This window comes from Lentzea sp. HUAS TT2 (genome assembly GCF_051853195.1).
GTDB lineage: Bacteria > Actinomycetota > Actinomycetes > Mycobacteriales > Pseudonocardiaceae > Lentzea.
This window is the reverse complement of record NZ_CP196667.1, coordinates 178,856-192,417: the sequence shown is the minus strand read 5'-3', so window position 1 is coordinate 192,417 and position 13,562 is coordinate 178,856. Positions and strand designations below refer to the sequence as shown.

Below are 13,562 nucleotides of genomic sequence, written 5' to 3'. Positions count from 1 at the left end.
TGGAGATCCCCCGCGGCGGGACCACTTCGGTTGGTCCCGCCGCGTGCGGCAACTCCCCCTTGCCAGTGGCACCCCCCGATGCCACTCCCTCACCCCTCGCGATGAAGGAACTCCCGCCAGTCCCCGAGATACGAGATGTCCCGGATGTCACCCGAATGGAGCAACGGGTCGACCATGGCGTCGCGCAGCACGGTCGCCAGGGCCGCGCTGCCGTCCTCCAGTTCGATGACGCCGATCTCCAGTTCCGCGGGTTCGGCGGGGACGAGGTGGTCGCGCAGGATCTTCAGCGGCAGGTCGTAGAGCTCACCGGCCACCGAGGCCGTGCCCGACTCGTGCATCGCGGGGAACTTCCCCCGCACCGAGAAGTAGCGGTACTTGGCCGCACTGCGGGCTCGGCACACCATCGGCGTGCCCTGCAGCTGTGAGTGCAGCGGTCCGCCCCGCATGCCGCCGCCGTTGAGGAAGATCAGTGCCATGACTCTCCAGGGTTCGGTGGATGGGGGTCGACAGGGCGGTCAGGGGGAGGCCGCTGCCGCCGTGCCGCACGGCCACGAGCTCGGCCGCGATCGACACCGCGGTCTCGGACGGGCCGCGGCCGCCGAGGTCGAGGCCGATGGGGGAACGCAGCCGCGCCAGAGAAGCCTCCGGGACGCCCTCCGCGCGCAGGCGTGCCAGGCGTTCCGCGTGGGTGCGGCGGGAACCTAGGGCGCCGACGAACGCCAGGGGCCTGGACAAGGCCTCGACGAGCACGGGGATGTCGAACTTCGGGTCGTGCGTGAGCACTACGACGGCCGTGGTGGAGTCGGTGTGGGTGGAGGCGAGGTAGCGGTGCGGCCAGTCGACGACGACGGAGTGTGCTGCGGGGAAACGTGCGGGAGTGGCGAACACAGGGCGTGCGTCGCACACGGTCACGTGATAGCCGAGGAAACGGCCGATCTCGGCCACGGCGGCGGCGTGGTCGATGGCGCCGAAGATCAGCAAGCGCGGTGGTGGCATCCACGACTCGGTGAACACCTGGCCCTCTGCCTCGAAGCGCACCGACACGGGTGTCCGTCCACTGAGGCCTGAAGTGCCGCGCGCAACGCAAGGGAGTCACGCTGCACCAGCACGTCCAGCGAGCCGCCGCAGGTGAGGCCGACGGCGAACGCCGTGTCGTCGGAGTAGCCGAAGGAAGCGAGAGCGGGAACAGCTGTCTCCAGCACCTGGCACGCCAGGTCGTAGACCTCGGCCTCCACGCAGCCGCCGGACACGCTGCCGATCACCTCGCCGGAGGGGCCGACGGCCATGGCGGCGCCGACCGGGCGGGGCGCACTGCCGCGCACGGCCACCACCGAGGCGACCGCGAACCGGTCCCACGACAGCAGAGTCGGAGCGAGGTCACGCATCGAGTCCTCCTCGAGAAGGGGCCCGGCCGGGTGGCCGCCCGGCCGGGCCCCGGCAGAGTCACTTGCCGGTGATCAGATCCACGCCGAAGTACACGGCGAACATCAGCGCCAGGCCGGTCATCAGCCAGCCGGGCCAGCGGCCCTTGCAGGCGCGCAGCACGACGTAGGACACGAGGCCGGCGCCGATGCCGTTGGTGATCGAGTAGGTGAACGGGATGATCGCCACGGTCAGGAACACGGGGATCGTGAAGTCCGTTTCCTGCCAGGGGATCCGGCGGATCTGGGTCATCATCAGGCCGCCGATCACCACCAGTGCCGGGGCCGCCGCCTGCGCGGGCACCACGGTCGCCAGCGGCGTGAAGAGCAGTGCCACCAGGAAGAGTCCGCCGGTCACCACCGAGGCCAGGCCGGTTCGGGCGCCTTCGCCAACGCCCGCGGCCGACTCCAGGAACACGGTGTTCGGGGCGGACCCCGTGACGCCACCGGCGATCGCGCCGGCGCCGTCGACCATGAGGATCTTGCCCATGCCCTCGACCTTGCCGTCCTTGGTGAGACCCGCCTCGTCGGAGACCGAGGTGATCGTGCCCATGGCGTCGAAGAAGCCGGACAGCACCAGCGTGAACAGGAAGATCGTCGCCGCTATCACACCCGCCGACACGAAGCCGCCGAACAGGTCCACGCGTCCGAACAACCCGAAGTCCGGCGAGCTCACCACCGACGAGGGCAGCGACGGGGTCACGAGTCCCCAGCCCTGCACGTCGAACGCGGCGTTCACGCCGATGGCGATGAGCGTGGCCACCACGATGCTGATCAGCACGGCACCAGGGACGCCGCGCGCCATCAGCACGATCATCAGCAGCAGGCCGAGGCAGAAGATCACGATCGGCCAGCCGCTCAGGTGGCCGTCGAGGCCCATCCGCACCGGCACGGTCGAGTGCGCGGCGTCCGGCGTGCGGGTCACGAAACCGGCGGAGACCAGTCCCACCAACGCGATGTAGAGACCGATGCCCACGGTGATCGCGATCTTCAACGGCTCCGGGATCGCGTTGATGATCCGCTCGCGGACGCCGGAGGCGGCCATGATCACGATGCAGATGCCTTCCAGCACCACGAGACCGAAGGCCTGCGCCCACGTCATCGTCGGCGCCATCTGGAAGGCCACCACGCCGTTCACGCCCAGACCCGCCGCGATGGCGAGGGGTGCGTTGCCGACCAGTCCCATGAGGACGGTCATCACGCCGGCCGCCAGCGCGGTCGCCGTGGTGATCTCGGCGATGGTGAGCTTGGCGCCGGTGATGTCCGCGGACGCGCCGAGGATCAACGGGTTGAGCAGCACGATGTACGACATCGCGACGAACGTCGTGATACCGCCGCGCAGCTCACGTCCGAACGTGCTGCCGCGTTCGGTGATGCGGAAGAACTGGTCGAGCGACGAAGTCGTCGGTCGGCTCCGTAACTGGGTCATGGATGGACGGCCTTTCCCATGCCGGTGGGCGCGTTCCAACGTCGGAACGCGTTTGTGCGATGCGAGCTCCGGTCAGCTAGGCAGGCTTGTGGCCCTAGTAATCGATCCGAGTTGCGAGAGACGTCCACGCGGTGAACGGGGCGTTGTCCTCGCCTGTGGAGATCTGGTGCACCGGCAAGTCCCATTGGGAGCGGGGCTTGCTGAAGAGTTCGTAGAACTCCCGGTCGTCGAAACCGGCGGCCGCGGCGTCGTCACGGTCGGCGGCGTAGATCACCTTGTCCACCCGCGCCCAGAGCGCGGCGGACAGGCACAGAGGGCACGGCTCGCACGAGGAGATCAGCGTGCAGCCGGTCAGACGGAAGTCGCCGATCGCCTGGCAGGCAGCGCGGATCGCGACGACCTCGGCGTGGGCGGTGGGGTCGAGGTTCTGCGTCACCTGGTTCACCCCGGTGGCGATCACCTCGCCGTCACGGACGATCATCGCGCCGAAGGGGCCACCACCGGAGGCCACGTTGCGGGTGGCCAGGTCGATGGTGGCGAGCAGATGTGCTTTCACAGCAGGAAACTCCAGAAGATCAGGTACCGGTGAGGTGTTCCGGGCGGACCGGGACGCGGGTGAGCGCCAGGCCGGTCGCCGCGCGGATCGCCGCCACGATCGCCGGGGTCGACGAGATGGTGGGCGGTTCGCCGACGCCGCGGATCCCGTACGGGGCGTGGGGGTCGGCAAGCTCGAGCACGTCGATGCTCATCGGCGGCATGTCGAGCACGGTGGGGATCAGGTAGTCGGTGAAGGACGGGTTGCGCACCTTGCCGCCGGAGGTCTGGATCTCCTCCATCACCGCGAGGCCGAGGCCCTGGGCGGAACCGCCCTGGATCTGGCCCACGACGGCCTGCGGGTTGAGCGCCTTGCCCACGTCCTGCGCGCAGTCCAGCGACACGACGCGCACCAGGCCGAGGTCGACGTCCACGTCGACGACGGCGCGGTGGGCGGCGAAGCCGTACTGCACGTGCGCGTTGCCTTGCCCGGTGACGGGATCGAGGGCCTCAGTCGCGCGGTGACGCCACTCGGTGGTCTCGTCGATCACCTCGTCGCCGATGTCGCTGCGACCGTCCAAACGCGACCGGACCAGGGCACAGGCGGCCTTCACGGCGCCGCCGGTGACGTACGTCTGGCGCGACGCCGAGGTCGAGCCGCCGTTGCCGATGGTGGTGTCCATCGGCAGCACGGTGACGCGCTCGATGCCGAGCTCGGTCCGCACGATCTGCTGCATGATCGTCACGAGGCCCTGGCCGACCTCGCACGCGGCGGTGTGCACCGCGGCGGCCAGCGAGCCGTTGACCATCGACACCCGGACGCGTGCGGTCGAGTAGTCGTCGTAACCCTCGGAGAAGCAGATGTTCTTGATGCCGACCGCGTAACCGACACCGCGGACGACGCCCTCGCCGTGCGTGGTGTTCGAGACACCACCGGGCAGCTCACGGATGTCCGACGACGTCCCCGCGGGCAACGGCTTGTCCTGCACCAGCTTCAGCAGCTGCGCGACGGGCGCGGCCGAGTCGACGACCTGACCGGTCGGCATCACCGACCCCTCGGTCATCGCGTTGCGGATCCGGACGTCGACCGGCGACATGCCCAGCGCCTCTGCCAGCTTGTCCATCTGGGACTCGTAGGCGAAACCTGCCTGCACAGCACCGAATCCGCGCATCGCGCCGCACGGCGGGTTGTTCGTGTAGAGGCCGTAGGCGTCGATCGTGACGTTGTCGACCTCGTACGGACCCACGCCCAACGTGGCCGCGTTCGCCACGACAGCGGGCGTCGAGGACGCGTACGCGCCACCGTCGAGGTACATGCGGGTGCGGATGTAGACGAGCTTGCCGGTGTGGTCGGCGCCGTGCTCGTAGTACAGCACCGCCGGGTGCCGGTGCACGTGCCCGTAGAACGACTCTTCGCGGTTGTAGACCATCTTCACGGGCTTACCGGTGTGCAGGGCCAGCAGGCACGCGTGCACCTGCATCGACAGGTCCTCGCGGCCGCCGAACGCCCCGCCTACACCGGACAGCGTCAGCCGCACCTGCTCCTGCGGCAGGCCCAGCGCGGCCGCGATCTGGTCGCGGTCGACGTGCAGCCACTGCGTCGCGATGTAGAGGTCCACCGAACCGTCGGTGGCCGGCACCGCGAGCCCGGACTCCGGCCCGAGGAACGCCTGGTCCTGCATCCCGACCTCGTACCGCCCGGTCACCACGACGTCGGCCGTGACGTCCTGCGAGCCGCGCCGGATCGGCACGTGCCGCACCAGGTTCCCGCCGGGGTGCAACGGGGTGTCCTCGGCGGCGGTCTCCATGTCGACCACGGGTTCCAGCACGTCGTAGGTCACGACGATCTTCTTCATGGCCCGCAGCGCGGTCTCCGGGTGGTCGGCGCCGACCAGTGCGATCGGCTCGCCCTGGTAGCGCACGACGTCCACGGCCAGCACCGGCTGGTCCTTGTGCTCCAACCCGTACAGGTTGCGACCGGGCACGTCCGAGTGCGTCAGCACCGCGTACACGCCCGGAACCTTCAGTGCCTCGGTGATGTCCACCGACGTGATGCGGGCGTACGGGTGCGGTGAGCGCAGCGTCGCGCCCCAGATCATGTCCTCGTGCCACAGGTCGGACGCGTAGGCGAACTCGCCGCGCACCTTCAGGTTGCCGTCCGGGCGCTGCGGCGAGGTCCCGATGCCACCCGACACCGCGGAGGTGAGTTCGGCGGGAGTGAGGGTCATCGCGCTGCCTCCTGGAGCTTGGTGCTGGCCGCGGAGAGGTCTCGCGCCAGCTCGTCGGTCGATGCCGTGAGCAGGACACCGTCCCGCACCACGACCTCACCGCCCACGATCAACAGTTTCAACGGCGGGGGAGTGCCGAGCACCAGTGCCGCCACCGGGTCCGCGATGCCCGCGTAGTTCATCCCCGACAGGTCCCACACGGCGAGGTCCGCGACCTTGCCCGGCTCGATCGAGCCCAGCGAGTCCGCGCGGCCCAGCACCTGCGCGCCGCCCATCGTGCCCATCCACAACGCCTTGCGGGCGTCCATCGCGCCCGGACCGCCGCGCTGCCGTGCCTGGTAGAGCGCCGACCGCAGCTCGACGACCAGCCCACCGTCCTCGTTGGACGCGGCGCCGTCGACCCCGAGACCGACCGGCGCGCCGGCGTCCAGCAGGTCGCGGACCGGCGCGATGCCGGTGCCCAGCCGCCCGTTGGACGTCGGGCAGTGCGCGGAACCGGTCCGGGTCGCCCCGAGCCGTTTCACCGCGTCGGAGTTCAGGTGCACGGTGTGCGCCAGCCACACGTCCGGTCCCAGCCAGCCGAGCTGCTCGGCGTACTCGGTCGGCGTGCAGCCGTTCTCCGCCAGGCACTGCTCTTCCTCGTCCATCGTCTCGGCGAGGTGCGTGTGCAGCCGGACGTCGTGCCGGCGAGCCAGATCCGCCGCCCCCGTCATGAGCTCGCGCGACACCGAGAACGGCGAGCACGGCCCAACCGCCACTCGCACCAGCGCGTCGTCCGCGGTGGAGTGGTGGTCGCCGATCGCCTGCTCGGTCGCGATCAGCGCGGCCTCGGTCTCCTCGACCAGGTTGTCCGGCGGCAGCCCGCCGTGCGACTGGCCGCGGTCCATCGAGCCGCGGATCGCCTCCAGACGGATCCCGATCCGGCGCCCGGCCGACACCAGCGCGTCGAACACGTCGCCGCCACCGGACGGGAAGACGTAGTGGTGGTCGGCGGCGAGCGTGCAGCCCGTCAACGCCAGCCGCGCGAGCCCCGCCGACGCCGCCGCGTGCGTCACGGTGTCGTCCAGCCCGCGCCACACCGGGTACAGCGCGGTCAGCCACTCGAACAGCGTGGCGTCGGTGGCGAGCCCGCGCGTCGCCCACTGGTAGAGGTGGTGGTGCGTGTTGATCAGCCCCGGCGTCACCAGGCACGACGACGCGTCGACGTAGGTGTGCGACTCGGAGGGCCGGGGCGCCGGACCCGAACCGACGGACTGGATCCGTCCGCCGTCGATCACGACGTGACCGGACAGGTGCTCGGTCCCTGCCTCGTCCACAGTGGACACCGCGCAGCGGTCGAGGACGATCATCGGCGCGACGCCGCCAATCGCACGGCGTCCAGGATCTTCTCGTACCCCGTGCAACGGCACAGGTTCCCGGCCAGCGCCTCGCGGATCTCCGGGTCCGACGGGTTCGGCACGCGGTCCAGCAGGTCGTGCGCCTGCACCACGAGACCCGGCGTGCAGAACCCGCACTGCACCGCGCCCGCCTCGACGAACGCCTCCTGCACGGGGTCCAGCACGTCCCCGTCCGCGAGCCCCTCGACCGTCGTCACCTCGCGGTCCTGCGCCTGCCCTGCCGCCACCAGGCACGCACACACCGGCACCTTGTCCAGGTACACCGTGCACGAACCGCACTCGCCCTGCTCGCAGGCGTTCTTCGAGCCGGGCAGCCCGAGCCGCTCGCGCAGCATGAACAGCAGCGACTCGCCTTCCCACACGTCGTCGGCCTGGCGCTGCTCGCCGTTGACCGTCACGTTCACGCGCATGCTCGCTCCCCGTCCAAGAGTTCCTGCCAGGCCCAGCCGAGCGTCCTGCGGGCCATCACTGCCAAAGCGTGCTTGCGGTAGGCCGCCGAGCCGCGCACGTCGTCGATCGGTGACGCGGCCTGCGAGACCAGCTCCCCGAACTCGCGCTTCACCGAGTCCAGCAACGGCTTGGGGTTGCGGAAGTCCAGCGCGGAGGCCAGGAACTGCTCGGCGTCGTGCGCGTGCCGTGGCGTCGGAGCCGCGGACCCGACCGCCGCGCCCACCCGGTTCTCCTCGGGGAACAGCGAGATCCCGAACGAGCACACCGCGATCACCATGGCGTTGCGCGTGCCGACCTTCGAGAACTGCTGTGGCCCCTTGGCAGGCGTCAGGTGGACCGCCACGATCAGTTCGTCGGGCTCCAGCGCGTTCCGCTTCACCCCCAGGTAGAACTCGGCGGCCGGGATCATCCGGGTACCGCGAACGGAGGCCACCTCGATGACCGCGTCCGACGCCAGCAGCACCGGGTGCGTGTCCCCCGCGGGGGAGGCGGCGCCGAGGTTGCCGCCGACCGTGCCGCGGTTGCGGATCTGCGGCGACCCGACCGTGCGTGCGGCCATCGCGAGGCCCGGCAGCTGCTCGCCCAGCTCGTCGATGATCCGCACGTACGGCACGCCGGCGCCGACCCGCAGCCCGTCCGACCACTGCTGCAACTCGGGGATCCTGGTCAGGTCCAGCAGGGCGGAGGGCCTGCGGTGGTCGTAGTTCATCTCCACCATGACGTCGGTGCCACCGGCGATCGGCACGGCGTCAGGGCGGTGCGCCTTGATCTCCAACGCCTCCGCAAGCGTTTCCGGTCGAAGGAAGTCCATGGTCAGCTACCTCGGTAGGTGGAGTAGGCGAACGGCGACAGCAGCAACGGCACGTGGTAGTGCTGGGCCGGATCGGAGTAGTCGAAGGTGAGCACGACCTCGGGGAAGAACGGCGCCGCCTGCGCGGTGTCGAACACCAGCCGGTAGACCCCGGCCTCCAGACCTTCACCCCATCCGGTGATCCGGCCATCGGTGTTCGTCTCGGCGTTCGCCACCTCGGTCCCGTCGCGGCGTTGCAGCGACACGGCGATGCCCGCGAACGGCCTGCCTCGCGCCGCGTCCAGCACGTGCGTGGAGATCGTCACTCGCCCTCCCATCTGGTTGTGAGCCAGTACACATACCCAATGTGTCACTGAGCTACGGCCGGATTACATGAATCGCCAGGCTCCTACAGACGGTGAATTTGTGCTTTCCTACAAACACGAACGGACGAAAGTGACCTCTCATGTTGTTGCTGCGGACGTTGCTGCAGATGCCGGAGCTGCGCCTGAGTCTGCACACCGGTGAGGACCAGCTCGACCGCACGGTCACCCGCGTGTACGGAACGGAGCTGCCCGACCCCAGCCGGTACCTCTCCGGCGGGGAGCTCGTGCTGTCCGGCCTGCTCTGGCACCACGGCGCGCAGGACTCCGAGACGTTCGTCCGCTCGCTCGCCTCCGCCCGCGTCGCCGGCCTGGCCGCGTCCGAGACGGAGAACCGCGCGCTGCCCGACGACCTCGTCGCCGCCTGCGTCCGCCACCACGTGCCGCTGCTGGAGGTGCCGGTCGACCTCTCGTTCGCGACCATCACCGAACGCGTCTCGATGGAACTGGTCGGCCTCTCGCGCCACCGCCGCCTGCTCAACGTCGTCGCGGAGGGCTCCGGCCTGCCCGCCCTCGTGCGCGCAGGAAGCCACGAGCTGGGCGCCCCGTGCTGGGTGCTGTCCACCGCGGGCCGCGTCGTCGCGGGCGGCGAGCTCGCGGACCGTCTCACGCTGGTGAAGGAGTTCCTGCAGGCCGACCGGCTGCCCAAGACCGTGAAGGGCATGACCCTGGTCCCCGTCTCCGAACGCGGCGGCAACCGGCTCACCAGCTGGATCCTCGTCGTCGGCGGCGCGGCCACGCAGGAGGCCGCCGCGGAGCTCGCCTCGCTGGTGGGCCTGGAACGGCTGCGCGAGGCCCAGGGCAGGCAGATCGAGAACCGCACGGCAGCGCCACTGGTGTCCGCGGTGCTGAGCGGCTCTGCCGACCTGGAGTCACGCCTCGCGGCCGCCGGCCTGGAGCGCGCCCGGCTGCGGGTGATCAGCGCGGTGACGTCGGAGGGACGGACCGACCTCGCGGCGGCCGTGCTGGAGGAGGCGCTGCCGCAGGCCCTCGTGACCCCGGTCGGCGACACCGTCTACGCCGTGGCGAAGGCCGACGACTCGCAGCCCGACGACCTGCGCGAGGCGATGCGCGTGATGGAACCGGGCCTCGGCTCGTCCCGCGTGCTCGTCGGCATCAGCTCGCCCGTCACGTCCCGCGGGCTCCGAGGCGCTGCGGAGGAGGCCACGCACGCGCGTCGGCTGGGAGAGCGCCGTGGCGGCCGCACGTGTGTGGTGGCGGGCGAGGAGATCGCACTGCACCAGTTGCTGCTCGCGGGCGTGCCGGAGGAGTTGCGCACCTCGTTGCGACGGCGGCTTCTCGGGCCGGTGCTGGACTACGACTCCGAGCACGGGTCGGATCTCGTGGGCACGTTGAAGATGTTCCTGGACTGTTCGGGGTCCTGGACGGCGGCGGCGGGGAAGCTGCACGTCCACGTGAACACGTTGCGGTACCGGGTGGGGCGCGTCGAGGAACTGCTCGGTGTCGACCTGGCGGAGTTCGAGGCTCGTGTGGACCTCTTCCTGGCGTTGCAGGCGGGGTAGCTTGGACGGATGCCCGAACATCGGCCGATAGAACGAATCGCGGCCGACCTTCGACGGGTGCGCCGCGTGCGGGCCCGGTTCGAGCCGGGGGAGTCGGCGATCAAGAAGATCGGGGCTCGTCAGGCTTATGACGCGTTGCTCATCCAGGCCTGTAGTGCGCTGGACGTGGAGCATCGGTTGCTCGTGCTGCCCGAGGGGATGGACCGGGAGATCGAGCGGTTGCGGGTCGAGGAACGTCTGAGGGATCTCGGGTTGTCACTCTGATGGCTGATACTTCTTGAGCCTTCAGGCTGATGCCGAAGCACCCGCCGGCTTCCTACCGTTCGCTCCATGAAGACCGCCGCCTTACTCGTGGGCCTGCTGCTGGCCGGAAGCACCGGCTGTGCGGCAGCGCCCAGCATCCGCGTGGTGGTCGAGGGAACGGGCACGGCCGACCGGCTCACCTACTCGTTTCCCGGCGAGGAGGAACGGACCCTGCGCAACCCCGACATGCCGTTCGAGCGCAGGGGCAAGCGCAAGGGGCGGATCGCCGTCCGGCTGGAGGGCGTGCACGGCGAGCTGACGTGCAAGATCATCATCAACGGCCGGCAGATGCGTTCCTCGACCTCTAGCACAGGAGCGGCACTCGCGTGCGATCACTCGATGGCCGTCTGATGTAAGTCGAGGAAAGCCCGTAGCTTCAACGTGTCGGGGAGGTACGGGTTGATGAGTGACGTACTGGCTGTCAGAGCCACAGGAACCATCAGGGGCAGGAACGACGTACCGCCGAGGTTCCGGCCACCCGCGCCGCCGCGGCACTTCGTCGGCAGGGACGCGGAGCTCGCGAGCATCAGGGCCGGGGTGACGGTGTTGCACGGCGCGGGCGGGGTGGGGAAGACCGCGCTGGCGCTGAAGTGGTTGCGGGAGCGGGGATCCGGGGATCAGCTCTACCTCGACCTGGCCGCGCACGACCTGGGCCGCGTGTTGCGCGCGTTCGGGCTCGAGGCCGAACCCGACGACGAACGGGCGGTGTTCCGCAGCCTTGTCACGCGGCGGCAGTTCACCCTGTTGCTGGACAACGCGGACTCCGCCGACCAGGTGACGCCGCTGCTGCCCGCCTCGGGCACGGTGCTCGTCACGAGTCGGTCGAGGCTGAATCTCCCGCAGGCGCACGAGATCGGCGTCGAGCCGCTCGCCGACGACGGCACGCTCGGGCCGTTGCTCGATCGGTCCTATGTGGAGCTTCCCGAACGGCAGGCGCGGCTCTACCGGCTGTGCGCGTGGGAGCCGGACGCGTTCGGGGTGCCCGTGGCGGCGGCGATCGCGGGGGAGCCCTACTGCGACGTCGAGGACGCGCTGGACGACCTGGTGGAGAAGTCGTTGCTGACGGAGGTCGGAGACGACGCGTTCCGGTTCCATGACCTCGTGCGTGCTCATGCGCGCGCAAAGCGCTATCAATAGTAAAAAGGGTGCGCGGTCGTTTACCGGCATGGCTCTCCGTTTAACGAAGTTCCTTGCTGATTAACGGTTGTCCACACCGACCCGTCCCTTTCGGGAATCCGAATTGGTCATATCCTTCGAGTCATGCCGAAGGATTTCCGGGCCACGACGCTCGAACGCGCCATCGGGCGTCAGCTGGCCGGGTGGCGCGCCGAGCGCGAGCTGAGCCTCACCGAGGCCGGTCAGCGCGTGGGCTTCAGCAGCGCCAAGCTGTCCATGATGGAGAACGCGGTGCAGCCCTCGGCGCCGGTGGACGTCATGGCGCTCGGTTACGTCTACAAGGTGCCGACCCCGGAATGGCAGGCCGTGGTGTTGCGCGCGCAGTACGCGGAACGGGTGCGTGCGCGCGCTGCCGGGAATGCGGTGAACTTCGATCCGGCGGCGGACTTCGCGAATCTGGTGTTCGAGGCGACGGTGCTGCGCGCGTTCACCACGGATCTGGTTCCGGCGGTGTTCCAGCTCCCCGGTTACACGAACGCGGTGCTGCGGTCCGACGATCCGGTGCGGACGGCGCGGCTCGCGATGGTGCGGGAGGCGTGGACGTCGCGGCTGTCCGACAAGGACCCGCTGGCGGTGCACGCGGTGTTCCCGGAGGCGGTGCTGCGGCAGGTGGTCGGCGGGCCGCGGGTGATGAAGGCGCAGCTGCTGCACCTGATGGAGGTCAGCGAGCACCCGGTGGTGAGCGTGCGGGTGGTGCCGCGTGGTGCGGGGGCGTACCCGGCGATGGGGTCGCCGTTCACGTTGCTGGGGTTCCCGCACCGGCAGCACAACGACGTGGCGTACCTGGAGACGTTCCTCAAGGGCGAGTACGTGGAGGAGCCGGGGCTGACGGAGGAGTGCGCCCAGCGGTTCGCGGGCCTGCAGCACACCGCGCTGGGGACGGGGGAGTCGCTGGAGCTCATCGCCGAGGCCGCCGCTGACCTGTAGAGATGTCGGATTCCTGAGAAAACTCCTGTTCGGCCGTCAGCAGGGGAAGGATCAGGGCGCACGCCAATCCGAGACATCCCTCTGGCAAGGAGGCGGCATGTACCGCAGATTCGGTGTCCTGCTCGCGGCGGTCCTGGGCGTCACGCTCACAGTCGCGGCGCCGGCCACCGCGGACGGTTCGAAGCACTTTCCGACCGAGTTCTCCCTGCCCAACGGGTGGCAACCGGAAGGAATCGCGATCAGCGGCACCACGGCCTACTTCGGGTCGCGGGCCGACGGGTCGATCTACGCGGCGAACCTGCGCACCGGCACGGGCAAGGTGCTCGCCAAGGGGCCCGGCACGCCGTCGCTCGGTTTGAAGGTCGACAGCCGCAAACGGCTGTGGGTCTCTGGTGGCACGGGCGGCGACGCACGGGTCTATGACACGCGCACCGGTGCGTTGCTGGCGAAGTTCCAGTTCGCCACCGCGGACACGTTCGTCAACGACGTCGTGTTGACCGACAAGTCGGCGTGGTTCACCGACTCGCGCAAGGCGGTGCTCTACGAGGTGCCGCTGAACCTCAAGCCGCACCGGACGCTCGCGCTCACCGGCGACCTCGTCGTCACCCCCGGCGCGACGAACCTCAACGGCATCGTCACGGGGCTCGACGGCGGCCTGATCGTCGTGCAGAGCAACACCGGAAAGCTCTTCCGGATCGATCCCCGGAGCGGAAAATCGACCGAGATCAATTTGAGCGGTCAAACACTCACCAATGGCGACGGTCTGTTGCGTGAGGGACGGCAGTTGTACGTGGTGCAAAACAGGCTGAACAAAGTCGCGCGCTACACGCTGAGTCGTGATGGCGCGACGCTCGCGGCGGAACGCACGGACGCGCGGTTCGACGTTCCCACGACGGTCGCCGCGTTCGGCAAGCGCCTCTACCTGCCGAATGCCCGGTTCAGCACGCCTCCGACGCCCGAGACGACGTACAACGTCGTCGCGGTGGAGCGTCCGTAGAACG

16 protein-coding genes are annotated in these 13,562 nt (G+C 69.6%); 6 read left to right on the top strand and 10 right to left on the bottom strand.

Translation table 11 applies throughout. From position 1 onward, the window contains the following. Positions 1–89: 89 nt before the first annotated feature. The 10 genes from ACSHWB_RS00955 to uraH all read right to left on the bottom strand — a co-directional run bounded on the left by ACSHWB_RS00955 (position 90) and on the right by uraH (position 8,587). Positions 90–419, bottom strand: coding sequence for an allophanate hydrolase-related protein (locus ACSHWB_RS00955; protein ID WP_439664495.1), 330 nt, complete (start codon positions 417–419; stop codon positions 90–92). Next, complete coding sequence (locus ACSHWB_RS00950; RefSeq protein WP_439660180.1) at positions 304–1,038, bottom strand: XdhC family protein; 735 nt, start codon at positions 1,036–1,038, stop codon at positions 304–306. Before ACSHWB_RS00950 ends, ACSHWB_RS00955 begins: the two co-directional genes overlap by 116 nt. Next, complete coding sequence (locus ACSHWB_RS00945) at positions 975–1,385, bottom strand: XdhC family protein (RefSeq protein WP_439660179.1); 411 nt, start codon at positions 1,383–1,385, stop codon at positions 975–977. Before ACSHWB_RS00945 ends, ACSHWB_RS00950 begins: the two co-directional genes overlap by 64 nt. Positions 1,386–1,443: 58 nt before the next feature. Next, positions 1,444–2,850, bottom strand: coding sequence for an NCS2 family permease (locus tag ACSHWB_RS00940; protein WP_439660178.1), 1,407 nt, complete (start codon positions 2,848–2,850; stop codon positions 1,444–1,446). Between the two features lie 94 nt (positions 2,851–2,944). After that, entirely contained in the window at positions 2,945–3,406 is a 462-nt protein-coding gene (locus tag ACSHWB_RS00935; protein WP_439660177.1) for a nucleoside deaminase, read from the bottom strand. A 19-nt stretch (positions 3,407–3,425) separates the two neighbouring features. After that, positions 3,426–5,612, bottom strand: a complete 2,187-nt coding sequence (locus ACSHWB_RS00930) for a molybdopterin cofactor-binding domain-containing protein (protein WP_439660176.1) — start codon at positions 5,610–5,612, stop codon at positions 3,426–3,428. Continuing rightward, positions 5,609–6,961: an 8-oxoguanine deaminase gene (locus ACSHWB_RS00925; RefSeq protein ID WP_439660175.1), complete on the bottom strand. Its 1,353-nt coding sequence runs from the start codon at positions 6,959–6,961 to the stop codon at positions 5,609–5,611. The genes ACSHWB_RS00930 and ACSHWB_RS00925 overlap by 4 nt, the downstream gene beginning before the upstream one ends. Then, a complete protein-coding gene (locus tag ACSHWB_RS00920) occupies positions 6,958–7,419 on the bottom strand; it encodes a (2Fe-2S)-binding protein (protein ID WP_093601091.1) in 462 nt (153 codons plus the stop codon). The genes ACSHWB_RS00925 and ACSHWB_RS00920 overlap by 4 nt, the downstream gene beginning before the upstream one ends. Beyond that, positions 7,410–8,270, bottom strand: a complete 861-nt coding sequence (locus ACSHWB_RS00915) for an FAD binding domain-containing protein (RefSeq protein WP_439660174.1) — start codon at positions 8,268–8,270, stop codon at positions 7,410–7,412. Before ACSHWB_RS00915 ends, ACSHWB_RS00920 begins: the two co-directional genes overlap by 10 nt. A 2-nt stretch (positions 8,271–8,272) precedes the next feature. Then, a complete protein-coding gene (gene uraH, locus ACSHWB_RS00910) occupies positions 8,273–8,587 on the bottom strand; it encodes a hydroxyisourate hydrolase (protein ID WP_363848164.1) in 315 nt (104 codons plus the stop codon). 128 nt (positions 8,588–8,715) lie between these two features. Between uraH and ACSHWB_RS00905 the strand changes: the two genes are divergently transcribed. From ACSHWB_RS00905 to ACSHWB_RS00880, 6 genes are all read left to right on the top strand, one after another. Beyond that, complete coding sequence (locus tag ACSHWB_RS00905; RefSeq protein WP_439660173.1) at positions 8,716–10,155, top strand: PucR family transcriptional regulator; 1,440 nt, start codon at positions 8,716–8,718, stop codon at positions 10,153–10,155. 9 nt (positions 10,156–10,164) lie between these two features. After that, positions 10,165–10,419: a hypothetical protein gene (locus tag ACSHWB_RS00900; RefSeq protein WP_439660172.1), complete on the top strand. Its 255-nt coding sequence runs from the start codon at positions 10,165–10,167 to the stop codon at positions 10,417–10,419. A 66-nt stretch (positions 10,420–10,485) separates the two neighbouring features. After that, positions 10,486–10,809 carry a hypothetical protein gene (locus ACSHWB_RS00895; protein WP_439660171.1) on the top strand — a complete coding sequence of 108 codons (324 nt, stop codon included), beginning with the start codon at positions 10,486–10,488 and terminating at the stop codon, positions 10,807–10,809. Between the two features lie 51 nt (positions 10,810–10,860). After that, complete coding sequence (locus ACSHWB_RS00890; RefSeq protein ID WP_439660170.1) at positions 10,861–11,595, top strand: hypothetical protein; 735 nt, start codon at positions 10,861–10,863, stop codon at positions 11,593–11,595. A 123-nt stretch (positions 11,596–11,718) separates the two neighbouring features. Continuing rightward, positions 11,719–12,561, top strand: coding sequence for a helix-turn-helix domain-containing protein (locus ACSHWB_RS00885; protein WP_439660169.1), 843 nt, complete (start codon positions 11,719–11,721; stop codon positions 12,559–12,561). 97 nt (positions 12,562–12,658) lie between these two features. Beyond that, on the top strand, positions 12,659–13,558 hold the full coding sequence (locus tag ACSHWB_RS00880) for a superoxide dismutase (protein ID WP_439660168.1): 900 nt from the start codon (positions 12,659–12,661) through the stop codon (positions 13,556–13,558). The last annotated feature ends 4 nt before the right edge of the window (positions 13,559–13,562 follow it).